General features: G+C 62.0%; 19 protein-coding genes. 8 read left to right on the forward strand and 11 right to left on the reverse strand.

Features of this window, described 5'->3' with window-relative positions; translation table 11 throughout:
* Positions 1 to 171 precede the first annotated feature (171 nt).
* Positions 172 to 2,301, reverse strand: a complete 2,130-nt coding sequence (locus tag ACSQ3I_RS19605; RefSeq protein WP_436001671.1) for a methyl-accepting chemotaxis protein — start codon at positions 2,299 to 2,301, stop codon at positions 172 to 174.
* A 186-nt stretch (positions 2,302 to 2,487) separates the two neighbouring features.
* On the reverse strand, positions 2,488 to 4,278 hold the full coding sequence (aspS, locus tag ACSQ3I_RS19610) for an aspartate--tRNA ligase (RefSeq protein WP_436001672.1): 1,791 nt from the start codon (positions 4,276 to 4,278) through the stop codon (positions 2,488 to 2,490).
* Positions 4,279 to 4,507: 229 nt separating this feature from the next.
* Here aspS and ACSQ3I_RS19615 point away from each other — a divergent pair, with 229 nt between their 5' ends.
* From ACSQ3I_RS19615 to ACSQ3I_RS19635, 5 genes are all read left to right on the forward strand, one after another.
* On the forward strand, positions 4,508 to 5,752 hold the full coding sequence (locus ACSQ3I_RS19615; RefSeq protein WP_436001673.1) for an MFS transporter: 1,245 nt from the start codon (positions 4,508 to 4,510) through the stop codon (positions 5,750 to 5,752).
* A gap of 163 nt (positions 5,753 to 5,915) precedes the next feature.
* On the forward strand, positions 5,916 to 7,310 hold the full coding sequence (locus ACSQ3I_RS19620; RefSeq protein WP_436001674.1) for a multicopper oxidase family protein: 1,395 nt from the start codon (positions 5,916 to 5,918) through the stop codon (positions 7,308 to 7,310).
* A gap of 79 nt (positions 7,311 to 7,389) precedes the next feature.
* Complete coding sequence (gene rnd / locus ACSQ3I_RS19625; protein WP_436001675.1) at positions 7,390 to 8,535, forward strand: ribonuclease D; 1,146 nt, start codon at positions 7,390 to 7,392, stop codon at positions 8,533 to 8,535.
* 179 nt (positions 8,536 to 8,714) lie between these two features.
* Positions 8,715 to 9,779 (forward strand): adenylate/guanylate cyclase domain-containing protein, encoded by a 1,065-nt coding sequence (locus ACSQ3I_RS19630; protein ID WP_436001676.1) that lies wholly within the window; start codon positions 8,715 to 8,717, stop codon positions 9,777 to 9,779.
* A gap of 116 nt (positions 9,780 to 9,895) precedes the next feature.
* Positions 9,896 to 11,254 carry an esterase-like activity of phytase family protein gene (locus ACSQ3I_RS19635; protein WP_436001677.1) on the forward strand — a complete coding sequence of 453 codons (1,359 nt, stop codon included), beginning with the start codon at positions 9,896 to 9,898 and terminating at the stop codon, positions 11,252 to 11,254.
* 99 nt (positions 11,255 to 11,353) lie between these two features.
* Here the strand turns inward: ACSQ3I_RS19635 and ACSQ3I_RS19640 are convergent, their stop codons facing one another.
* The 6 genes from ACSQ3I_RS19640 to ACSQ3I_RS19665 form a co-directional block, all read right to left on the reverse strand.
* Complete coding sequence (locus tag ACSQ3I_RS19640) at positions 11,354 to 11,644, reverse strand: type II toxin-antitoxin system RelE/ParE family toxin (protein ID WP_436001678.1); 291 nt, start codon at positions 11,642 to 11,644, stop codon at positions 11,354 to 11,356.
* The gene (locus ACSQ3I_RS19645; RefSeq protein ID WP_436001679.1) at positions 11,637 to 11,912 is read right to left on the reverse strand and encodes a type II toxin-antitoxin system ParD family antitoxin; all 276 of its coding nucleotides are present in this window, start codon (positions 11,910 to 11,912) and stop codon (positions 11,637 to 11,639) included. The genes ACSQ3I_RS19640 and ACSQ3I_RS19645 overlap by 8 nt, the downstream gene beginning before the upstream one ends.
* A gap of 75 nt (positions 11,913 to 11,987) precedes the next feature.
* Positions 11,988 to 13,508 carry an exopolyphosphatase gene (gene ppx, locus ACSQ3I_RS19650; protein ID WP_436001680.1) on the reverse strand — a complete coding sequence of 507 codons (1,521 nt, stop codon included), beginning with the start codon at positions 13,506 to 13,508 and terminating at the stop codon, positions 11,988 to 11,990.
* A 10-nt stretch (positions 13,509 to 13,518) separates the two neighbouring features.
* Positions 13,519 to 15,714: an RNA degradosome polyphosphate kinase gene (locus ACSQ3I_RS19655; protein ID WP_436001681.1), complete on the reverse strand. Its 2,196-nt coding sequence runs from the start codon at positions 15,712 to 15,714 to the stop codon at positions 13,519 to 13,521.
* A gap of 64 nt (positions 15,715 to 15,778) precedes the next feature.
* Positions 15,779 to 16,492: a DnaA regulatory inactivator HdaA gene (gene hdaA, locus ACSQ3I_RS19660; protein ID WP_436001682.1), complete on the reverse strand. Its 714-nt coding sequence runs from the start codon at positions 16,490 to 16,492 to the stop codon at positions 15,779 to 15,781.
* Between the two features lie 10 nt (positions 16,493 to 16,502).
* Positions 16,503 to 17,630, reverse strand: a complete 1,128-nt coding sequence (locus ACSQ3I_RS19665; RefSeq protein WP_436001683.1) for an AI-2E family transporter — start codon at positions 17,628 to 17,630, stop codon at positions 16,503 to 16,505.
* Between the two features lie 229 nt (positions 17,631 to 17,859).
* Between ACSQ3I_RS19665 and purM the strand changes: the two genes are divergently transcribed.
* The 3 genes from purM to ACSQ3I_RS19680 all read left to right on the forward strand — a co-directional run bounded on the left by purM (position 17,860) and on the right by ACSQ3I_RS19680 (position 20,632).
* Positions 17,860 to 18,933, forward strand: coding sequence for a phosphoribosylformylglycinamidine cyclo-ligase (purM, locus tag ACSQ3I_RS19670; RefSeq protein WP_436001684.1), 1,074 nt, complete (start codon positions 17,860 to 17,862; stop codon positions 18,931 to 18,933).
* Entirely contained in the window at positions 18,930 to 19,589 is a 660-nt protein-coding gene (purN, locus tag ACSQ3I_RS19675) for a phosphoribosylglycinamide formyltransferase (protein WP_436001685.1), read from the forward strand. Before purM ends, purN begins: the two co-directional genes overlap by 4 nt.
* 101 nt (positions 19,590 to 19,690) lie before the next feature.
* Positions 19,691 to 20,632: an omptin family outer membrane protease gene (locus tag ACSQ3I_RS19680; RefSeq protein WP_436001686.1), complete on the forward strand. Its 942-nt coding sequence runs from the start codon at positions 19,691 to 19,693 to the stop codon at positions 20,630 to 20,632.
* A 70-nt stretch (positions 20,633 to 20,702) separates the two neighbouring features.
* Here the strand turns inward: ACSQ3I_RS19680 and ACSQ3I_RS19685 are convergent, their stop codons facing one another.
* From ACSQ3I_RS19685 to ACSQ3I_RS19695, 3 genes are all read right to left on the reverse strand, one after another.
* Positions 20,703 to 21,350 carry a hypothetical protein gene (locus ACSQ3I_RS19685; protein ID WP_436001687.1) on the reverse strand — a complete coding sequence of 216 codons (648 nt, stop codon included), beginning with the start codon at positions 21,348 to 21,350 and terminating at the stop codon, positions 20,703 to 20,705.
* 193 nt (positions 21,351 to 21,543) lie between these two features.
* Positions 21,544 to 22,140 (reverse strand): NUDIX domain-containing protein, encoded by a 597-nt coding sequence (locus ACSQ3I_RS19690; protein WP_436001688.1) that lies wholly within the window; start codon positions 22,138 to 22,140, stop codon positions 21,544 to 21,546.
* Positions 22,137 to 24,263, reverse strand: a complete 2,127-nt coding sequence (locus ACSQ3I_RS19695; protein ID WP_436001689.1) for a molybdopterin-containing oxidoreductase family protein — start codon at positions 24,261 to 24,263, stop codon at positions 22,137 to 22,139. Before ACSQ3I_RS19695 ends, ACSQ3I_RS19690 begins: the two co-directional genes overlap by 4 nt.
* Positions 24,264 to 24,322: the final 59 nt, after the last annotated feature.

The following is a 24,322-nucleotide window of genomic DNA, read 5'->3' on the forward strand; positions in this document are numbered from 1 at the left end:
ACTCTTGAACCCTGCATCTGCAGGCGTCTCAGGTTCCGCGTGCATTGCGGCTTTCTGAAAACTGGACGTTGTCCGGCAGCAGGTTCTTTTCCGGCAAATTGACGGCCGGAGATGGGGAGTTATTCAGGGAGGCGTGGCGCAACCCGGTGGACGCGGGTTGCGCCTGAGAAATCAGGCGACCTTTCGAGCCGCGAGCCGATCGCCCTCGTGGGATGCAGGGCGACCGGATGTGGCGGCCGCCAGGCGGAATTGCGACACCAGCTCGCGCAACCGGTCGGCCTCGTCGGCGAGGACTGAACTCGATACGTTGTTTTCCTGGACAAGGCCGGCGTTCTGCTGCGTGCCTTGGTCGAGAATGTTGATGGCGGCGTTGATCTGGGCCAGACCGGTGGCCTGCTCTCGGGTGGCGACGGCAATGGCATCCATGTGGCTGTCCATGACGTGGACGAAGTCGCCGATCTCGCGCAGCGCGGTGCTGGTGTCGCGCACATGGCGAGCGCCCTCCTCCACGCCGGCGTTGGAGCGCTCGATGAGTTGCTTGATCTCCTGCGCAGCGGTGGCCGAACGCTGCGCCAGCGCGCGGACTTCGTGCGCGACGACGGCAAAACCGCGACCGGCTTCGCCTGCCCGTGCCGCCTCAATACCGGCGTTGAGCGCCAGAAGATTGGTCTGGAAAGCGATCTCGTCGATCACACCGATGATGCTGGTGATGGTGCCGGCGCTTTCCTCGATACGTCCCATGGCATTGATTGCCTCTTCGACCAGTGTGCTGGTCTTGGTGGCGCTGGTACGGGCACGGCTGGCGACATCGCGTGCCTCCTGGGCACGTCGGGATGCCTGGGTGACGTTCGCCGTCATCTCGTCCAGTGCCGCAGCGGTTTCCTCGAGCGAAGCCGCCTGCTGTTCGGTGCGCTGCGCCAGATCGCCGGCACCGCCGCTGATCTTGCGGCTGGTGCCATCGATGGATGCGGTGGAGTTGGCGATATCGCCCATGACCGTGCCAAGCTGGCGCAGCGTCTGGTTCAGGTCGTGGCGCAGGCTCTCGAAATCCGGCGCGAAAGGCTCGGCGATCGCGAAGGAAAGGTCGCCGCCGGCAAGGCGGTTGAGGGCATTGGCCAAGGCGGCTGTTGCATGAGACAGCCGGTCGCGCGCAGCCGCCTCCGCCTCTTCCTGCATGCGCAGCCGGTCGGCCTCCGCAGCCAGGCGCGCTTCGCGTGCTTCGTCTTCCAGGGCATGTTTGGCGATGGCCGCCTGGCGGAAGATATCCAGGGCCTTCGCCATTTCGCCGATTTCATTCTTCCGGCCGAGTCCGGGAATCTTCAAAGCCGTTTCGCCGGTTGCAAGGCGATGCATCGCGCTGCTCATCGACACGACCGGACCGGCAATCGACCGTCCGATGACAAAAACACTCGTCAACAGGATGACGACGGTCGCGGCCAGCAAGCCGCTGACGATGATCAGGTTGCGTTGTGCGACGTGCTGGTTTTCACGCAGATTGGCATCCTTCGCTTCGGCATAGGCGCTCAATACCTCACCGATGACGGGCGTGATGGCGGCATAAGCATCGGAGACAGAAGTGCGTGCCGCCGCCTCCTCCAGGGTCGATGCCGAGTACAGCCGGAACGCGCTGCCGTAAACGTCCAGCGCTTCCATGACCCGCTGGCGCTGCGCGCCGGGACGGAAGAGCTTTTTCGCCAGCACGGTGAAATTCTGGACTTCGGCGGCATGCTTTTCGATGTAGGCGGCATCACGGCGGAGGATGAAATCCTTTTCGTGCCGGCGCAGCATCAGCATGCTTGCCCGCATTTCGCTGTCATCGACCGACTGCAGCTGCTTTTCGATGGAATGCACGGCGCTCCGCATCGCCCCTTCGAGACCGGATGACGGGGTGAGGCCAAGCGCGCGGTTGGCCTTCACCAAGGTCTCGAACGCCTGCGTGTAATGACCGAGCGCCGCCTGGACCGCCGAGATCAGGCCGCCGACCTGCGGGTCAGCACCGGCCTTCAGCTCGTCGAGCAGACGCTGTGCCTCGGCGCGGGCCTGTTCGAACTGGCCGACATCCTCCTCTTTCTTGTTGAGCAGGAAATCCTGTTCCCAGAGCAGGCTGTCTCGAATGGCAGCATTCACACGGCCGACATTGGCCTCGCTGCTTGCCAGGGCTTCCGCTGCGGCGCGGTACTGCGCCTCCACCTGCCGCTGGCCAAGAAAGATCGCCGCGATCATGGCAAGGCCGGCAAGAGCGACGAGCCCAAGCAACATGACACGATGGGCAATTTTGAGGTTGGCGAGAAAAAACGACATGCGGACACCTACTGATAAATCTTCACCTTCAAGAATCGCGTGAAAGATTTAAGCAAAGCTCAATCGGGCATGAAGTTTGCGTGACATTTTACAAAAATGTCATAAAGGCGATGCGCATATTGCAACGCAAAACTGCGGCACGAGGGCCGCAGTTCCGATAGGTTGATTGTCGCAACCGTTTTAGCGTCAGTCTTTCTTCTGCGGCGGGATCACGCGCAGCGCCAGTTCGCGCAGCTGAGTCGGCGTCGCTTCCGAAGGAGCGTTCATCAGCAGGTCCTGGGCCTGCTGGTTCATCGGGAAGAGCGAGATTTCGCGCAGGTTCTTCGCACCGACGAGCAGCATGACCACGCGGTCGATACCGAAGGCGCAGCCGCCATGCGGAGGCGCGCCGTACTGGAATGCACGGTACATGCCGCCAAAACGGTCTTCGACGTCCTGCTGGCTGAGGCCGACCTTTTCGAAGGCCTTGACCATCAGTTCCGGCGACTGGTTACGGATCGAGCCCGAAGCGATTTCGAAGCCGTTGCAGACCGCGTCGTACTGGTAGGCCTTGAGCGACAGCGGCTCCTGGTTTTCCAGCGCTTCCAGACCACCCTGCGGCATCGAGAAGGGGTTGTGCGCGAAGTCGAGCTTCTTTTCTTCGTCGCTCCATTCGTAGAACGGGAAGTCGACGATCCAGCACATTTCATAGCGGTCGCGGTCGACGAGGTTCAGCTCCTCGCCGGCGCGGGTGCGGGCTTCACCTGCGAACTTGTAGAACTTGGACGGTTCGCCGGCGACGAAGAAGCAGGCGTCGCCCGCTTCGAGGCCGAGCTGCTGGCGGATCGCCTCGGTGCGTTCTTCGCCAATGTTCTTGGCGAGCGGGCCGGAGCCGCCGATCTTGCCGTCTTCTTCCTTCCAGAAGATGTAGCCGAGGCCCGGCTGGCCCTGGCTCTGCGCCCAGGCGTTCATGCGGTCGCAGAAGGCGCGGGAACCGCCGGTCTTGGCCGGGATCGCCCAGATCTCGACCTTCGGGTTCGAGGCGATCATGTTCGCGAACACCTTAAAACCGGATTCGGCAAAGTGCTTCGTGGTTTCTTCCATGACGATCGGGTTGCGCAGGTCCGGCTTGTCGGAGCCGTACTTGCGGATCGCCACGTCGTAGGGAATGCGCGGCCACTCCTTGGTGACCGGCTTTCCGTCGGCAAACTTCTCGAACACGGCCGTCATCATCGGCTCCATCGTGTTCCAGACGTCTTCCTGGGTGACGAAGCTCATCTCGACGTCGAGCTGATAGAATTCGCCCGGCAGGCGGTCGGCGCGCGGGTCTTCGTCACGGAAGCACGGCGCGATCTGGAAGTAGCGGTCGAAACCGGCAACCATCAGCAGCTGCTTGTACTGCTGCGGCGCCTGCGGCAGCGCGAAGAACTTGCCCTGGTGGATACGCGAGGGCACGAGGAAGTCACGCGCGCCTTCCGGCGAAGAAGCCGTCAGGATCGGGGTCGAGTATTCGGCAAAACCGGCATCGGCCATGCCCGAGCGCATGGCGGAGATGATCTGCGTGCGCTTGACGATGTTCTTGTGCAGCGTTTCGCGGCGCAGGTCGAGGAAGCGGTATTTCAGGCGCACGTCTTCCGGATAGTCCGGCTCGCCGAACACCGGCAGCGGCAGTTCCTTCGCGGCCGACAGGACTTCGATGTCCTGGGCGTAAAGCTCGATTTCGCCGGTCGCCATGGTCTTGTTGACGGTGTCTTCCGAACGCGCCTTGACGAGGCCGTCGATGCGGATGACCCATTCGCCGCGCACGGTTTCCGCCGCCTTGAAGGCCGGGCTGTCCGGATCGGCGACGACCTGGGTGATGCCATAATGGTCGCGCAGGTCGATGAAGAGAACGCCGCCGTGGTCGCGGACGCGGTGAACCCAGCCGGACAGGCGGACGGTCGAGCCGACGTCCGACTTGCGGAGGGCGGCACAGGTGTGGCTGCGGTAACGATGCATCGTATTCTATCCTGGACTTCTTGGGGCCGGCGGCGAAGGCGCGGATGCGGCCTATCCAGCTGCCGATGGAAAATCGGGCGGAAAAGCGCACGTGCGCTCCGATTTGTCAAGGCTCGACCCCGGAGGCGCACGTTTTAAGCTGTCTTTATGCGGCAAGCTTGGCTAATAAGGAAGCATCTTTTCCGCCGTTCGCCCTTTCATGCCTTCCCCCGCATAGCAGGCCAGTTTCATGAACCAGATTCGCCCCCTGATTCCCCTTCTCGTCACAGCGGGGATCCTGATCGGCGGCAACGGCTTGCAGGGTACCTTCATCTCGCTTCGGGCATTGCAGGAAGGCTTTTCTCCTTCGGTCATCGGCCTGGTCGGCACCGGCTACAATCTCGGCTTCGCCATCGGCTGCGTCTACATCACCCGCGTCATCCGCTCGATCGGCCATATCCGGGCCTTTTCAGCCCTGGCGGCCATTGCGTCCGCGGCGTCGATTTCCATGGTGTTGCTGATCGATCCGTTCTTCTGGTTCCTGATGCGGCTGATCCAGGGCGTCTGTTTTGCCGGGTTGTTTGCCGTCGTCGAAAGCTGGCTGAATGCCCGTGTCACCAATGCCACCCGGGCGCGCACCCTCTCCGTCTACCGTTTCGTCGATCTCGGCTCGGTGACGCTGGCGCAATATCTCATCCCCACCGTCGGCATCGATGGCTTCCAGCTGTTCGCCATCATCTCCATGGCGCTGACGCTGTCGCTGGTGCCAATCTCGTTTGCCGACCGCAGCAGCCCCGAACCGCCGGATGCGGTGCGCTTCAATGTCAAGACGCTGTGGCAGATCTCGCCGCTGGCGACGGTCGGCTGTGTCGTCGTCGGCCTCACCAATTCGGTCTTCCGCTCGCTCGGGCCGGTCTATGCAGAAGGCATCGGCATGTCGATTGCCGCCATCGCCACCTTCATGAGCGTCGGCATCTTCGCCGGCGTGGTGTTGCAATATCCGCTGGGGCACTATTCCGACAAGCTCGACCGGCGCAAGATCATCCTCGTCGCGACGCTGGGGTCGCTGGCCGCCGGTGTCTTCATCGCCTTCGTCGCCGGCGACAGTACCCTGTTGAATTATGCCGGCATCTTCTTCTTCGGCGCGTTCGCCATGCCGCTCTATTCGCTCTGTTCGGCGCATGCCAACGATCATGCCAAGGAAGGGCAACACGCACTGGTTTCGGCCGGCACCCTGTTCTTCTGGTCGATCGGCGCGGTCATCGGCCCGCTCTTCGCCTCCTTCATGCTGGATATCTTCGGCCCGCATGCGTTGTTCATCTACATGGCCGTCGTGCTGGCGCTTTTCCTCGGCTACACCGTGCAGCGCATGACGGTGCGCGAGGGCGTGCCGACGGAAAGGCGGACAATGAGCTTCCGCAACCTGCTCCGGACCTCCACCTTCTTTAACAAGCTGGCGACCCCGCCCTCCGAGGATAAGCCGGAGAACAAATAGGCTGCGGCAAGATGCCGGGCGTCCGGGGATTGATGACGCGCCTGCTCAACTTTAAGAGTGAGGCAACACAGGAGCATTTCCGCTCTTCTCTTTGTTTTTACGCAATTCCGGACGCAAAATCGCTCCGCACGTTTGCTGGAATTGCTCCAAGCCGGAGACGACCATGGCCCAGTTCAGCCGCCGCAACCTGCTCAAAGCCTCGGCGCTCGTTGCCGGAGCCTATGGCCTCGGCATCGGCGCCGCCGCCCGCTTCGGCGCCGCCTTCGCAAAGCCCAAGCCGGTGCTGCTGGAGGCGCGCTCGACGGAAGCCACCCTCTCCGGGGCTGCTGCCACCAAAGGCGTGATGACCTATGGCACCGACGGCATGCCGCCGACACTCAGGATGGCGAAAGGCAAACCCTTTGCCGCCCGGCTGGAAAACCGTCTCGACGAGCCGACCACCATTCACTGGCATGGCTTGCGCATTCCCAATGCGATGGACGGCGTTCCCTTCCTGACCCAGCCCTACGTCTATACCGGCGACGGCTTCGACTATCTGTTCACTCCGCCGGATGCCGGCACCTTCTGGTATCACCCCCATTGCAACACGCTGACGCAGATGGGCCGGGGCATGACGGGCATGCTGATCGTCGAGGACCCGGACGATCCGGTCTTCGATGCCGAAATCGCCCTCAACCTGCGCGACTGGCGGCTTGGCGGCAACGGCCAGTTCATCGAGCAATTCAAGGCGCGCGATGCGGCCAAGGCCGGCACCTACGGCACATTGCGCACCGCCAACTGGCAGCAGGAACCGCAATACGATGCCCCCGCCGGTGGCTTGTTGCGCCTGCGCCTGGTGGTCAGCGACGTGACGCGCCTCTATTCGCTGAAGCTGAACGGCGCGGAAGCGCATGTGATCGCCATCGACGGCAATCCGGTGCCGAACCGTTTTGCCCTGGATTTCCTGATGATCGGACCGGGCCAGCGGCTCGACCTCGCCGTCCGCATGCCGGATACGGAAGGCACCATCGTCGAGTTGGAGGATATCAGGGGATCGAAGCCGAAGATCGTCGCAAGGCTGCGGGCCGTCGGACCTTCGCTGAAGCGCGACTTGCGGGATATCGGCCCGCTCGGCAGGAACCCGGTGCCGGAACCGGATCTCGGCACGGCACAAAACATCCCGCTCGTCCTCAGCGCCACGGCTGAAAATGCCGCGGTCGACAGCATCTGCGGCACGTTGGGTTACTCCTTCTGGGCAATCAACAAGCGGCCCTGGCCCGGCGACACCGCCGATCCGACCGCCCCGCTCGCCGAGATGAAGCTCGGCAAAAGTTACATCCTAGAGGTCGCCAATCCGACGCCGCATATTCATCCGATCCACCTGCACGGGATGAGCTTCAAGGTGGTCTCGTCTTCGGCGCGACCAATCCAACAGTTCGTTTCCGACACCTACCTCATCCTTCCCGATGAGAAAGTGCAACTGGCCGTGGTGGCGGACAATCCCGGCGACTGGGTTTTTCATTGCCACATCATCGAGCACCAGAAGACCGGGATGACCGGCTATTTGCGCGTTACATGACCACTTGTATTGACATCGGAGGCCGAAAGGAGAAGGAAAGATCACGAGATCGTAATCCCTGTCCGACGAATGAATTGAGATGATCGAAACCACCGCCGACCTGAAGGCAGCCTGCGCAGAACTCGCCAAATCCGACTTCATCACCATCGATACGGAGTTTCTCCGCGAGACGACCTTCTGGCCGGAGCTGTGCCTGATCCAGATGGCGAGCCCCGATACGGAAGTCCTGGTCGATCCGCTGGCGAAGGGCATCGACCTTGCGCCGTTTTTCGAGCTGATGGCCAATCCCAATGTGCTGAAGGTGTTTCACGCAGCGCGGCAGGATATCGAAATCGTCTATCATCTCGGCAATCTCATCCCCCATCCGATCTTCGACACGCAGGTCGCCGCCATGGTCTGCGGTTTTGGCGATTCGGTGTCCTACGACCAGCTGGTGCAGCGGGTGAAGGGCGTGCAGATCGACAAGTCCTCGCGTTTCACCGACTGGAGCCGGCGGCCGCTGTCGGAAAAGCAGCTCGACTATGCACTGGCCGACGTCACGCATCTGCGCGAGATCTACCTCGCCCTCAAGGCACAGCTCGAGCGCGAAGGCCGCGCCTCCTGGCTGCGTGAGGAAATGGACATCCTCGAAGCGCGAGAAACCTACGACATTCATCCGGACGATGCCTGGCAGCGGCTGAAGATGCGGCTGAAGAAGCCGCAGGAACTCGCGGTGCTGAAATTCGTCGCCGCCTGGCGCGAACGCGAGGCGCGCAACCGCAACGTGCCGCGCTCACGGGTACTCAAGGACGACACCATCTACGAAATCGCCCAGCAGCAGCCGAAGGATACCGAGGCGCTGTCGCGCCTGCGCACCGTCGCCAAGGGCTGGGAGCGCTCGACCGGCGGTGCTGCCGTCGTCGAGGCCGTCAATGCAGCATTGGCCCTGCCGAAATCCGAGATGCCGCACGTGCCACGCCACAACCAGGCGCCCGAAGGGGCCGCCGCCGCCACCGAACTCCTCAAGGTCCTGCTCAAGCTGACGGCGGAAAAGCATGGCGTCGCCGCCAAGGTGCTCGCCAACAGCGACGACCTCGAAAAGATCGCTTCCGAGGGCGACAAGGCCGAAGTCCCTGCCCTGTCGGGCTGGCGCCGCGACCTGTTCGGCGAAACGGCGTTGCAGCTGATCAGCGGCAACGTCGCCTTGCGTTTCGTCGGCAAGCGCGTGGAAGCCGTCCAGCTTTAGATTTGTTTTACGCAATTCCGGACGCAAAACCGCTCCGCACTTTTGCTGGAAATGCTCCAAGCATCGGAGATTTTCCATCGGGAGCGGGCCGAATCGCTGGCGAAGCCGGCTGCGGCTAACTATATTCGCTCGCACGGTGTCCGGGCTTGCAAGCACCGCCCAAACTGCTGGATCGCTCTATGAAACGGGACGTCATTATCTCCTGGACCCTAGTCGTGGCAGCAGTCGCGCTGAGCGGCGTCGCCTACAGCATGCTCGTCTACGGCAATCGCCCGCTGATCGGCGCGATCTTTTCCCTCTTCATCGGCATGCCGTTGATCGCCTTCGAACGGCGTTTGGTGCTGCCGCGCTTCCATGCCTGGCTGCATGGGCTTTCGACACCGGCCTTCCTGCTTTTATCGATCGTGACCTATTATTTCCTGGTCCTTGCAGGTTACATCTCCGGGGGAACGCTGCTGAACCTCGTCGGTGCCATTTCGGCGCCATGGAAGGAGGTCTTCATCCTGCCGTGGAACGTGGTGATCTACAGTTTCGTGGTGACGGGTACGATCACCTTCATGCTGCGTGTCCGCGAACTCCTCGGCCGCGACATCTTCACCAACCTGCTGCTCGGACGCTATCGCAAGCCGGTGCAGGAAGAACGGGTGTTTCTGTTCATCGATCTCGTCGGCTCGACTTCCTTCGCCGAAAAGCACGGCGACCTGCGCACCCAGCAATTCCTCGCCGCCCTGTTTACCGCCCTCGCCGAGCCGGTTCGCCGCTACAGGGGCGCCATAGATGACTATATCGGCGATGCGGTGATCATTACCTGGCCACTGGAACGCGGCATCAAGCATGCCCGCTGCGTCAATTGTGTCTTCGAGATCATCGAACAGATCGAGGGCAATTCAGGCAAGTGGATCGCCAAGTTCGGGCAGATGCCACGGCTGCGCGCTGCCTTGCACGGCGGTGAGATCATCACCGCCGAAATCGGCGTCGATCACCACAAGATCGCCTATTTCGGCGACACGGTGAATACCACCGCCCGCCTGGAAAGCCTGTGCCGCTCGCTGGAACGGCCCGTACTGATCTCCGAGGAACTGGCGCAGCGCCTGACGCTGCCGCCGACGATCAACGCCGACTATCTCGGCGAACACGCCGTACGCGGCCGCGGCCAGAAAATCGGGGTGATGTCGCTGACCCGGGTTCGCGAAAGCGCTGCAAACCTGCTGCAGGCCCGGATCGTCGGGCAGCCGGCGGAGTAAAATCCGCCCTTTGGCCGCTGTTGCCCGTCACCAAAGCTTCACCTGACCTTTATCGCGCCGACATCTTCGCGCCTTAACGCATCCGTCGTTATCCTCCATTTCACAGGGTTGAAACGATGAACAAAATCCTTTTGACGTCTGCTGCACTCGGCCTGCTCTTCGCCGGCCAGGCATTCGCCGACGAAACCGAATTCAAGGCCAAGCTGGTTGGTCAGGTCATCATTCCGGCAAACACCATCATTGCCGCCCCTGCCGATGCCCCGGAATTCCTGAAGACCTCCGGCAAGTTCACGACGCCCGACCGCAAGCGCACCGAAGCGTTCGGCACCGTTCCGGGCAAGGACGGCGCTCGTATCACCGACGTCAAGCTGCCCCTCGACGGCCAGCCGATGCAGGGCTTCTCCGGCATCAAGACCATGGAAGACGGCTCGTTCTGGTCGCTGTCCGACAATGGTTTCGGCTCGAAGATCAACTCTTCCGACGCCGCCCTGATGCTGCACAATGTCAAGTTCGACTGGGCGACCGGCAAGGCCGACGTCGTCAAGCACATCTTCCTCACGGACCCGGACAAGAAGGCGCCGTTCCCGATCACGCTCGAAGGCGCTGAGAAGCGTTACCTGACCGGCGCCGACTTCGACGTCGAATCGATCCAGCCGACCGCTGACGGCTTCTGGGTCGGTGAAGAATTCGGTCCCTACCTGCTGAAATTCGACACCGAAGGCCGCCTCACCGATGTCTTCCCGACGCTCGTCGACGGCAAGGCGGTGACCTCGCCCGACAATCCGACGCTCACCGTTCCGGCCAACCCGACGCTGAAGTTGCCGGTCTTCAACCTGAAGCGCTCCGGCGGCTTCGAAGGCCTGGCGATGAGCAAGGACGGCGCCAAGCTCTACGGCCTGCTCGAAGGCCCGCTCTTCCTCGAGGACGGCTCGGTCGAGAAGGCCGACGGCAAGACCGCGACCCGCATCATCGAGTTCGACGTCGCCGGCAAGGCCTGGACGGGCCGCAGCTGGCTCTATCCGCTGAACGAAAAGGGCGTCGCAATCGGCGACTTCAACATGCTCGACGAAACGACCGCCCTCGTCATCGAGCGCGACAACGGTGCCGGCACGCCGGACAAGGCCTGCGCCGATCCGAAGCAGCCGAAGCCGGATTGCTTCGATGCGCCGGCCGTGCTGAAGCGTGTCTACAAGATCGAGTTCAACGACGCAAACGTCGGCCAGGCCGCCCGCAAGATCGGCTACATCGACCTCCTGAAGATCGAAGACCCCGACAACAAGAAGCAGGCCGGCAGCCAGGCAGGCATCTACGACATGCCGTTCGTGACGATCGAGAACGTCGACCGCGTCGACGCCACCCACATCATCATCGGCAATGACAACAACCTGCCCTTCTCCGCCGGCCGCGCCGTGGACAAGGCCGACAACAACGAATTCAGCCTGCTGGAAGTGGGTGAATTCCTGAACGCGAAGTAAGACCGCAAAAGCTGCATCGCGCGTCTTTCGGGATGCGCGGTGCGGCATCGTTTCCCATCCGCCGAATATGAGACCGCGTGAAGTCGCGGCTTCCCCATCTCAGTCGAGCCAATTCGTCGTGTCACGCGGGCCGTAGACTATGGCCACTACCAAGATGCCGTATGGCATAGGTTCATAAATGACGATGTAGCGTCCCTCGATCAAAATCCGGGCTGTAGGGCTTAACACCGGCCGGGGTGAACCCATCAAAGGTTGGCCGGCCGCCAATTCGGTCTTTTCCAGAATCCACCTGAGCAAGGCATCGGCGGCGTGTTCGTTGTCGAACGCGATGCTGCGCCAGATTTCGCGCAGCTGTTCCTCAGCGCGAGGGCTGAAAACAGATTTAGCCACGCGAACGCGCTTCAGCTTTCAGCTCAGCCATCAGCGTGTCGAGGTCAATTTCCCGGCCTTCACCGCTGGACTTGCCTTCGTCGTACGCCTTTTTCAGGCGAGCCAGCTCCAACTGCCGCACTTCTTCACGCTGCTCCCACAGGCGCAGAGCATCGCGGACGATCTCACTGTTGGACGCATAACCGCCGTTTTCGACCGCGTTTTGCATCATCGCCGCCTGATGCGGCGTTAAGGATACGGTAAGGGTGCGCATGTTTGTCGCTTTCATGATCCAGCCTTCAACATCTTAACACCCGCAACAAGCTTTAACAAATATTGTTAAAGCTTGTTGGAGCGCCGCCACCTACTCGAAAACGAAAGCCAGCCGCCGACCGGTCAGCTTGCCCAGTTGTTGCAGCCGTCCGTCCAGACGTTCGCCGGCAAAGCCGATATATTCGTGCGGCACGACGAATTCGAGGTCGATATCCGGATTGCTCGACTTGCGCAGGCTCAGATGGCGGACGATGCCGGGCATCGATGCCGAGAACAGGTAGACCACCCGCAGAAGCCCGCCAAGAAGCTTGGCGCGGTCGATGTAGTGCTGGGTGGCGATGGCCGCCAGCGGGCCGGTGGCGCCGTCGTCGTGCAGGCCCTCGAAGCGATAATAATTGGTCAGCGCGATGAAGGCGCGGCCGGGATGGGTGATGCCGACGAAGGAGGAGTGGGCGATGATGTTCAGCGCCTGCAGGCCGCGATAATCCGGATGGGCACGCCAGCTGATGTCGGCAAGCAGGCATGCCGCCTGGCGATAGCGGCTTTCCTCGGCGGTTTCCTCGATGCCGAAATAGGGCATCATCCGACCGGTCCATTCGGCCAGTTCGCGAGCATGCTCCGGAGACCGGGCGCGCAAAATCGCCAGTTCGTCCGCTGCCGCCAGCAACGGGTCCATCCGGCGTTCGTCCTCGGACAGCAGCGAATAGAGATAACCCTCGCGCACACCCTGCGCCGAGAAACAGACCTTGGCCGGCTTCATTGCGTCCAGCACCTCGCGCATGGCGATGGCGCCGAAGGGAAGCAGGCCGCGACGGTTCTTGGAGACGGCGGCAAAGGCCGGGTTCTTGGAATCGCGCGACTGCACCACCTCGTCGAGAAAACGCATGGCTTCGGCGAGCGGCAGTTCGTAGCCCTGCATCATGTGCAGCGGGTATTGCCGCATCTCCATGTGCAGCTTGGCGATGTTGCGCCAGGTGCCGCCGACTGCATAGAAGGTGCGGCCGGCACCGTTCTTCAAAAGATCGGCGCTCTTGATGTGCTTGCGGGCAAAATTGCTCGCCTTGGTCAGCGAGTTGCCGGCATATTCGGAAAGACGCAGGCCGCCGAGCGGCAGCGTGATGCCCTTGCCGAAATCCTTGCCCTTGATGTCGATGAGTTCGAGGGAGCCGCCGCCGAGATCGCCGACGATGCCATCGGGATCAAAAAAACCGCTGATGATGCCAAGCGCCGAAAACTGCGCCTCTTCCTCGCCGGAAAGAACCCGCACCGGCTGGCCGAGGATCTGCTCGGCGGCATGAATGAAGTCGGGGCCGTTGCTCGATTCGCGCGCTGCGGCGGTAGCGAGTACATACATCGTCCTCGCCCGCCCCTGGTCAGACAGCGCCCGGAAGCGATGCAAGGCCGACAGCGCCCGCTGGACGCTGTCCTCATCCATCTTGCCCGTCAGCGCCATCCCCTTGCCGAGACCGCACAGGACCTTTTCGTTGAAAAGAATCGTCGGCGACCGCGACAAGCCCTCGTAGATGACCAGACGAATGGAATTCGAACCGATATCGACGACGGAAACGGGAGCTATGCCAGGTAGCCGCCCCTGAGCTTCAGATTCAACCATGCAATTCCAGTTATCTCTTCTTGCCGGAAATCCAGCCGGCTATCAGTTTGGGCGCACTGGAGTTCAGAGCCTCCCCGCGGCCTGACAGGCTGGGGTTGGTCATGAAATAATGCTGCGCGTTGAAAGGCTCTTCGCCTTGGCGCACTTCCATGCGCCTGGATGTACCATCCGGCAATATCTCGTAGCTCTGCTGGTTGTCAATCAGATTGCCCAACATGATCTGGGAGAGAACCTGCGCATGCACGGTCGGGTTGATCAGCGGCACCAGCGTTTCGACGCGCCGGTCGAGGTTGCGCGGCATCATGTCCGCCGAGCCGATATAGACGAGCGCCTTTTCCGACGGCAGGCCGAAACCGTTGCCGAAGCAGAAGATACGGCTGTGTTCGAGGAAACGTCCGACGATGGATTTGACGCGGATATTTTCCGAAAGCCCGGCGATCTGCGGACGCAGGCAGCAGATGCCGCGCACCACGAGATCGATTTCGACGCCGGCATTGCTGGCCGCATAAAGCGCGTCGATGATCTGCGGATCGACGAGCGAATTCATCTTCATCCAGATCGCCGCCGGCGCGCCGTTGCGGGCGTGCACGGTTTCTTCCTCGATATGGCTGAGGATTCGCGAGCGCATGGTGTAGGGCGAGACGGCAAGCTTCATGCTGGCCGCCGGTTCGCCGTAGCCGGTGATGAAGTTGAAGACGTTCGCCATGTCGCGGGCAATCGTTGGATTGCACGTGAAGAACGACAGGTCGGTGTAGATCTTGGCGGTGATCGGATGGTAGTTGCCGGTGCCGAGATGGCAGTAGGTCCGAAGCTTGCCGTCCTCGCGGCGGACGACCATCGACATCTTGGCATGCGTCTTCAACTCGATGAAGCCGAAGACCACCTGCACGCCGGCCCGCTCCAGATCGCGCGCCCAGCGGATGTTGGCCTCCTCATCGAAACGCGCCTTCAATTCCACCAGCGCCGTCACCGACTTGCCGGCTTCGGCGGCATCGATCAGGGCGCGGACGATCGGGCTGTCGTTCGAGGTGCGGTAGAGCGTCTGCTTTATCGCCAGAACATCAGGATCGCGTGCAGCCTGGAGGAGAAACTGGACGACGACGTCGAAGGATTCGTAGGGGTGGTGGACGACCATGTCCTTTTCGCGGATGGCGGCGAAACAATCGCCGGCATGGTCGCGGACCCGTTCCGGAAATCGGGCATTGTAGGGCTCGAAGCGCAGGTCGTCGCGCGGCGCCTTGGCGATTTCGGACAGCGTGTTGAGCGCCAGCAGGCCGGGCAGAACCGCGACGCGGTTTTCCGGCACGCCGAGCTCCTGCACCACGAACTGGCGCAGCGACGCCGGCATTTCCGAATCCGTCTCGATGCGAATGACCGAGCCACGGCGGCGGCGCTTCAGCGCCGTCTCGAAGTAGCGCACCAGGTCTTCGGCTTCTTCCTCGACTTCGATATCGCTGTCGCGGATGAGCCGGAAGGTACCGAACCCCTTTACCTCGTAGCCGGGGTAGAGCTTGTGGATGAACATGCCGACGACGTCTTCAAGGGTGATGTAGCGGATCACCGGGCCGTCGTCCGGCAGGCGCACGAAGCGGTCAAGCGCCGTCGGCAGGCGCAGCAGCGCCGTCATCGGCTCCTTGTCGCGTTTGCTGACCAGTTGCAAGCCCATCGAGAAGCCGAGGTTGGGGATGAAGGGGAAAGGATGCGCCGGGTCGATCGACAGCGGCGTCAGCACCGGGAACATCGACTGCTCGAATTCGCCGGTCAGCCAGGTGCGGTCATCCTCGGACAAGGCGGCCGGGCGGACGATGAGGATGTCTTCCTTGGCGAGATACTGCTGAAGAACGGCGAGCGATGCCTGCTGTTCCATCTGCAGGTTGTCGATCTCCTTGAGGATTTCCTCCATCTGCTCGGCGGGCGTCTTGCCGTCCGGGCTGCGCACGTTGATGCTTTGCCGCACCTGGCCTTCGAGGCCGGCGACGCGCACCATGAAGAACTCGTCGAGGTTGGCCGCCGAGATCGACAGGAAACGGACCCGCTCCAGAAGCGGATGGGCCGTGTTCAGCGTTTCTTCCAGGACACGCCGGTTGAACTGCAGCCAGGAGAACTCCCGATTGATGAAGCGGGCCGGGCTGCTGAGCAACTCGTTTTCAGGCGCTGGCGCCGTGCCGCTGTCCGTAGTCTGCATGTCTTTCACCGCCGTATCCATGTCCCTGCCCTTTTTGTTCGTCCGCCTTGGCCCGTATTACAGTTTGACGACACTTCTATGACAGTCAATCGGGCTGGTCGTCCTTTCCCAGCGCATTCAAAACCTCCGCGGCCAGCGGCCGGGTGATGCGTGTTCCGCGGGCCAGTGCCAGACGATCGAGGCGGTCGACGATGGTCTGCGCCGCTTCCAGAGACCGCTCCATGCGATTGACGATATAGGCCACGAGTTTGTCATCCGTATAAAGCTGCCGATCGGCGAAGAGCTTGACGATCACCTGGCTCAGCAGGTCTTCATCCGGCTCGCCGATCTCGACCGTGGTCGCCGCCTTCAGGCGTGACTTGAGGTCCGGCAGCGTCACCGGCCATGACATCGGCCAGAGGCGCGAGGTCATCAGCAGGTGTTTGCCGTGCTGGCGCACGCTGTTGATGACGTGGAACAGCTCAGTTTCGTCAAAAGCGATCCGGTCGGCATCCTCGAAAATGACCGGTCCCGCCGCCGCCTGTTCCGACGCCCCCGAACCCATCAGCGGCACGATGTCGACGGCATGAGCGCGCTCGCGCCAGATACTGGCAAGATGCGACTTGCCCGAGCCGACAGGGCCGGCCAGAATGACAACGGGCGACGGCCATTCCGGCCAGCGGTCGATCATCGCCACGGCAGCGGCCAGCGGGTCGCTGACCAGCAGGTCGTCACGCCCGCGCGCTTCCTCGTGGCCGAAGCGCAAGGTGAGTTGCTCCGCACCGCGGCGCGTTGCATCGGTGTTTTTGGGTTCAGTCATTGTCGTAGGCTCAAGGAATCTCGTCTTCTTTCACCGGATTGGGGATATGCGCCGGCCGCTCCCGTCCGTAATAGAGATCGCTGTCAAGGTAGCGCGAGAGCGCGAAGCGGACAAGCACGCCGACCGCCGCTGCGGCCGGTACGGCGACCAGCAGGCCGACGAAGCCGAAAAGGGCACCGAAGGCAAACAAGGCAAACATCAGCCAGACCGGATGCAGCCCGACGCTTTCGCCGACGAGCTTGGGCTGGAGGATATTGCCCTCGATGAACTGCCCGATGAAGAAAACAGCGAACACGACGCCAACCCAGATGTAGTCGGGCCAAAACTGTACGATGGCAACACCGATGGCGAGCACCAGGCCGACCAGCGAGCCGACATAAGGAATGAAGCTGATCATGCCGGCGAAAAGACCGATCAGCAGGCCGAAGTTCAATCCGACGAGCGACAGGCCGACAGCATAGAAGATGCCGAGGATCAGGCACAGCGATCCCTGCCCGCGAATGAAGCCGGCGACGGCCTGATCGATTTCGGACGCGATCTGGCGAACGCTGTCGACGTAGTCGCGCGGCATCCAGCGGTCCACCTTGGAGACCATGCGATCCCAGTCTAGCAACATATAGAAGGCAACGACGGGGGTCACGACCAGAAGCGAGATGACGTCGACGATGGCCTTGCCGGAATTCCAGATCTGGGCAAACAGGCCGGTCAGGAAACCCATGCCCTCCGAAAGAATGGCGGAAAAATTGTCCTTGATGGTGATCAATTGCGCCTTCACCCACTCGGGAAGGACCGAGTTCTGGGTATCGGCGATCAGCGTCCTCAACAATTCGATGTATCCGGGCAACCGCTGCGCCAACTCGTTGAACTGGCTGACGAGCACCGGGATGAGGATCATCAGCGCCAGCACGAAGACGACCAGGAACGTCACAAGGATGACCACCGTCGCCATCAGGCGGCTGAGGCCGAGCCGCTCCAGCCGATCGGCGATCGGATCGAGGAAATAGGCGATCGCCATGCCGGCGATGAACGGCAACAGGATGCTGCTGAACAGATACAGGAAGAAAATGAAGCCGACGAGGACCGACAGCCAGAAAAACACCTGACGCTTGAGCGTGCTGCCGCTGAGATGTTGTGGCATGATCGTCCCCGTTGACCCGCGTGCCGCACCGCACGAACTGTATTCCCAATTAGGCCGCAGGCGCAAACATGGTCAACCCTGCTGCCGTAAATCCCCCACAACGATGAGGAAACGGCGGGAAACCGAGGGTTTCCTCCGCGCACGCCTTGCATAAACGGCCTTCTCATGCAATTGCGACCGGCAGATGACGCGGTATGTTTACCGCACGGATGGGCGATCGGAGATCATCATGAGCCAGTCGGGCAAGAACGGTTTGACCTATAGCGATGCGGGCGTCGATATCGATGCCGGCAACCTGATGGTGGAGAAGATCAAGCCGGCCGTGCGCTCGACGCGCCGCCCCGGCGCAGACGGCGAAATCGGCGGCTTCGGCGGCCTGTTCGACCTCAAGGCCGCGGGCTTCAACGATCCGATCCTCGTGGCGGCCAATGATGGCGTTGGCACCAAGCTGAAGATCGCCATCGACGCCGGCAAGCACGACACTGTTGGCATCGACCTCGTTGCCATGTGCGTCAACGACCTCGTCGTGCAGGGCGCCGAACCGCTGCTGTTCCTCGATTATTTTGCCACCGGCAAACTCGACCCGGATCAGGGTGCCGCCATCGTCACCGGCATTGCTGCCGGCTGCCGCGAGGCGGGTTGCGCGCTGATCGGCGGCGAGACGGCGGAAATGCCCGGCATGTATTCCGACGGCGACTACGACCTCGCCGGCTTTGCAGTGGGTGCCGCGGAACGCGGCAAGCTTCTGCCGGCAGGCGATATCGGTGAAGGCGACGTCATCCTCGGCCTCTCCTCCTCCGGCGTGCATTCGAACGGCTTTTCGCTGGTGCGCAAGATCGTCACCCTCTCCGGCCTCGCCTGGGATGCCCCGGCCCCCTTCGCCGACGGCAAGACGCTGGGCGAAGCCCTGCTGACGCCGACACGCATCTACGTCAAGCCGCTGCTCGCCGCCATTCGCGAGACGGGCGCGCTGAAGGCGTTGGCCCACATCACCGGCGGCGGTTTCCCGGAAAACATTCCGCGCGTGCTGCCAAAACATCTGGCCGCCGAAATCGATCTCGGCGCGGTCACCGTGCCGCCGGTCTTCTCCTGGCTTGCCAAGACGGGCGGCGTGGCAGCCAACGAAATGCTGCGCACCTTCAACTGCGGCATCGGCATGATCGTCGTCGTCGCCGAGGGTGACGTAGCGAAGGTCACGCAGTCGTTGCAGGCGCAAGGTGAAAGCGTCGTGACGCTCGGCCGGATGATCGCCCGCGCCGAAGGCGGCGCCGGAACGGTCTACAAGGGCACGCTCGCCCTATGACGTCTCCGCGCAAACGCGTCGTCGTCTTCATTTCCGGAGGCGGGTCGAACATGCTGGCGCTGGTCAAGGCCTGCGCCGCGCCGGATTTCCCCGCTGAAATCGTCGGCGTCATTTCCGACAAGGCCGATGCCGGCGGCATCGCCAAGGCTGAGGCGCTCGGCATTGCCACCTTCACCTTCGTGCGCAAGGATTTTGCCAGCAAGGAAGCGCACGAGGCAGCGATCTTTGCGGCGCTGGACACGCTCGCCCCCGATATTCTCTGCCTCGCCGGCTACATGCGGCTTTTGACCGCCACCTTCATCAATCGCTACGAAGGCCGGATGATCAACATTCATCCGTCGCTGCTGCCGTTGTTTGCCGGCCTGCATACCCACCAGCGGGCACTCGATGCCGGCGTGCGGGTTGCCGGCTGCACCGTGCATTTCGTCACCGAAGGCATGGATGAAGGGCCGATCATCGCCCAGGCGGTCGTCCCCGTTCTGCCGGCCGACAGCGCCGACACGCTGGCCGCCCGCGTCTTGACTGTGGAACACCGGACGTATCCGCTGGCGCTGAAACTGCTGGCCGAAGGCAAGGTGTCGATGCGTGACGGCCGTACCGTCTTCACCGGCCCTGTCACGAGCGATGAAACAGGCGCGCTGATCAGCATCGGCTGACAACGCCGCATATACCGAAAATTTACCAAACTCGCAGAAATTGTTCCGCATCGTCTTTTTGCGCTTGACGCAATCCGATCGTCGTTCTGCGAGGTTATATCATGGTCTTCTTCCGGTCCCCGGCGATGCTGGCTTGCCTGACCTCGGCTGCACTGGCCCCGGCCCTTCCCGCGCTTGCCGGAGACGAGACCGTCTCGGGCTCGATCGGCGTCGGCCTCGCCAATATTTATGCCACCGAGACGGTCCATTCCAACGGCATGAAAATCAGCCATCTCGATTGGGAATCGCGCGGTGTGAAAGTGTTGCGCGGCGCTCTCGATGTCGAGGTTGGCGGCGGCTGGAACGTCAAGGTCGAGGGCAAGGTCGGTATCGACGGCGACGGTCAGATGACCGACTACGACTGGGTATGGCCCTTCTATTCCGACACATCGAGAGGCGGTTGGAGCCACCGTTCGGTGCATGACGACAACCGGCTGGACCACTACTACACCGGCAGCATCGAGATCAGCCGGCGCCTGTTCGGCGACCATATCCAGAACCTCAATTTCGGCCTGGGCGGCCGCTACACGGATGTGAAATGGAGCGCCTATGGCGGCAATTTCATCTACAGCGTCAACGCCCCGCGCGACACGATCGGCTCCTTTTCGAAAGACGAACGCGGCATCAGCTACCAGCAGAAGATCCCGGTGCTGTATGCGACGCTGAACGGTTCGCAGGATCTTGGCCGTTGGCGGCTGACCGGTGCGCTGGAAGCCGGCGCCACGATCAAGGCCAAGGATGTCGACGACCACTGGATGCGCGACCTGCGCTTCAAGGACGAACTCGCCATTTCCGCCATGTTCGGCGGCAAGGCGGGCGTCGAATACAAGCTGACGCAGGGTATCTCGCTTTATCTCGACGGCTCTTTCGAAACGACGGATTTCCGCAAGGGAAATATCAAGATGAGCAACACCGTCTCCGGCGAGACCGCTACGTACAAGGACAGCGCCGCCGGCAGTTTTGCCGCGGTTTATATCGGCACCGGCATCCGGGGTTCGTTCTGAGGCCGAAGCAGCGTCCGCCTGTCGAAACGAGACGCAGCGCCCTTTCTCTCCTCAAAGGGTAGTCGGGCTGCTAACGCATGCCCAGAACGACGGCCAGCACATTGCCCTTCTTCGACGGGCAATTCCCTGCCTTCTGCTTGGTTGCCCATCCCGCCTTCTTGAGCTTGTCGCAGACGACGGCGACGTCCTTCGGAGTCGTGATGAAGTTACGGCTGTGGTAGATGCCGGAAATGCCGCCAATGCGGGACGAAGCCCCACCTGCCCGCAGGACACGCATCACAAGGTCGGAGCAGTTCTTGCGATACAGCTGGTAGTGGGAGCCGCGCTTGTCGCGCGCTTCCCGCCAGCATTTGCGCATGGCGGAAATATCGAGCCCATAAACGTCATAAACGACATGAGGCTCCGATTCCTCCTCCTCGATATCCTCGTATAGACCAAGCTTCGGCTGCGAAGGCCCCTGGGGCTGGATCAGGTTGGCACCGTCATCATCCGGCCACCAGCTGACATAGTTGTCGTTGAAGTGAAGCCTCTCGATACCGAAGCGTTTTTCTATTTTTTTCGGCGCCCAATAGAGTTCGTCGTTGCCTGGGTCGATCGACAGTTCGAATTTCTTGCCGACCTCGTAATTGCCAATGTACATCGACGCATGGCCGATCTTGTCGAAACCTTCCGGGTACCAGATATAGACGCGCCCGCTGACCGGCCCGCTGGTTGGCATGTGACTCTCCCAATTTTTGAAGCATGCACCGCTGCGCGCACCCGCAAAAGGCTGCTATCGCTATCTTTGAAATTACCGGATGAAAGGCGTGTTAATGTCCTGTTAGGGATAAACGAACCACCAATGGGGTGCGTTGTCAACGCCTGCCGGACACGCAACCGTACATGTCGACAGTTGTGCGTTCAGATGCCCTTCAACTGCCGAGCTTGCCGCGGTTAAGGGCCGCCCATTGCAGCATCATGATCGTCTTGGCATCGCAGATCTCGCCGCGCTCGATCATCGCCATGGCGTCATCGAGGCCGATTTCCATCACTTCGATATCCTCGTATTCGTCGATCAGGCCACCACCATCGCCGGCTTTTTCGGTCACGTCGATCAGTGCCACAAAGAAGTGGATGACCTCGGTCACGGCGCCGGGCGACATGAAGCTGTGGAAGAGCGGCCGCACCTCGCGCACGACGTAACCCGTCTCCTCCATCACCTCGCGGCGGATGGCGTCGGCGGGATTGTCGCCGTCAAGCAGACCGGCCGGCGTCTCGATCAGCCAGCCGGAGCTTTCGTTGAGATAGGCCGGCATGCGGAACTGCCGCACCAGGATCACCGATTGCCGCTTCGGATCGTAGAGAAGGATGGTGGCGCCGTTGCCGCGGTCGTAGACCTCGCGCTTCAGCCGCACGGTCTTGCCGTCCGAACCGGTGTAATCGAAGGTGACGTTGCGCAGGTGGTACCAGTTCTTCGACAGCGTCTCGTCCTTGACGATGTCGATCTTTACATCCTTGAACTTCGTCATCCAGCGGCGTCCCTGACCATCCATACCTTGTTGTCGTGCACCGCCGCACCGCCATAAGGCGCCACCTGGTCGGCGCCGGTCAGCACGTTGATGCCCTCGCCATCCAGATGTTTCTTGTTCGGCCAGATGCCTTCGGCGATCAACAGGCCGGGCTTGACGGTGTCAGAGACCCTGGCATGCAGCCGCACGCTGCCGCGGCGGTTGCCGAGCGTGACGATGTCGCCGCTTGCGATACCCTGCGCTTCGGCGTCGGCGGGATTGACCAGCACTTCCGGCCGACCTTCCTTCTGGATCGACGTCTTCGTTTCGGTAAAGCTCGAATTCAAAAAATTGCGTGCCGGCGAGGTTGCAAGGCGGAACGGATGTTCCTCGTCCGTCAACTCGATCAGCTCGACGTGGTCGGGAAACTCCGGCAGGGCCTCATAGGGGCCGAGCGTGCCGAGGGAACGCGGCGGACGCGTCGCCGCCGGCGTGTTGACCCAGTCGGGGCGGAAACGGAACTTCTTGTCGGGAAAATTGAAGCCGTCGACATAATGCGCCTCCTCGAAGGAGATGCCAGCGTCGAGCCACTTGTTGTCGGAAAGATAATCGAAGCCCGGCCGGCCGCTGGCGGTCAGCATGCGGTCGATGATCTCGCGTTCCGTCAGGCCGAAGCCGGGGCGGTCGCCGACGCCGAGGCGCTTGGCCAGTTCCTCGATGACAAAGAGGTTGGTGCGCACCGTTTCCGGCGGCTCGACCAGTTTCGGGCCAAGCAGGATGTGGCTCTGGCCGCCGCCGCGATAGATGTCGTCATGCTCGACGAACATCGTCGCCGGCAGCACGATGTCGGCGGCATCGGCGGTATCGGTCATGAACTGCTCGTGGACCGCGACGAACAGGTCATCGCGCATAAACCCTTGGCGCACCAGCCGCTGCTCCGGCATGACGCAGAGCGGATTGGTGTTCTGGATCAGCATCGCCGTCACCGGTCCACGATGGCGCAGTGCCTCGGCATCGCCGGTGAGGATGCGGCCGATCTGCGACTGGTCGAGCACGCGGATATCGCGGTCGCGCATGCGCGAGCCGACCAGTTCGGAATTGTCGAACTTGAAGATGCCGCTGTTGGAGTGGAAGGCACCGCCGCCTTCATATTGCCAGGAGCCGAGCACGGTGGCGATCGAGGCGGCCGCATGCATGGCGACCGAACCGTTGCGCTGGCGGGTAAAACCGTAGCCGAGGCGCAGGAAGCTCTTTTTCGTCTCGCCGATCAGCCGGCCGAAGGTCTCGATTTCCTCAACCGAAAGCCCGGTGATCGCAGCCGCCCATTCCGGCGTGCGGGTTTTCAGATGTTCTTCGAGGCCGGCTGGATCGTCGGCATACTTGGCCATGTAGGCGCGGTCGGCATATCCGTCGCGGAAGGCAATGTGCATGGCGGCGCAGGCGAGAGCGGCATCGGTGCCGGGCCTGACGACCAGCGCCAGGTCCGCCTGCTTCATTGTCGGGTTGTCGTAGATGTCGATGACGACGATCTTCGCGCCGCGTTCCTTGCGGGCGCGGATGGCATGGGTCATGACGTTGACCTGGGTGACGACGGCATTGGTGCCCCAGATCACCACGCAGTCCGACTTCGCCATCTCGCGCGGATCGGGGCCGCGCAACGCGCCGGTCGCCATGGTGAAGCCGGTCCAGGCCATGTTGACGCAGATCGTGTCGAAGAAGCCGGAATATTTCTTGGCGTGCCGCAGCCGCTCGATGGAATCGCGCTGCACCAGCCCCATGGTGCCGGCGTAATAATAGGGCCAGACCGCCTCGCTGCCGTGTTTCACTTCGGCCTTGATGAAGGCATTGGCGATCTCGTCCAGAGCGTCCTGCCAGCCGATTTCCTGCCAACTGCCCGCCCCCTTGGCCCCCTTGCGGCGCTTCGGCGTCATCAGCCGGTCGGGATGGTAGAGGCGTTCGGCATAACGCGCCACCTTGGCGCAGATGACGCCGGCGGTGTAGCTGTTGTCTTCTGCGCCGCGCACCCTGCCCATCCGCCCCTCCGCGCTGATCTCGATGTCCAGCGCGCAGGTGGAGGGACAGTCGTGCGGACAGGCCGTGTGACCGATGCGGGATTTGGCGTGAATGGGGGTCGCAATGTTCATGTCATTTCTATATTGCAAGAGGCAAGGCGCCAAAAGGCCAAAACCGGCCGGCCGCCAAT

The organism is Rhizobium sp. LjRoot30 (genome assembly GCF_964253915.1).
Classification (GTDB): domain Bacteria; phylum Pseudomonadota; class Alphaproteobacteria; order Rhizobiales; family Rhizobiaceae; genus Metarhizobium.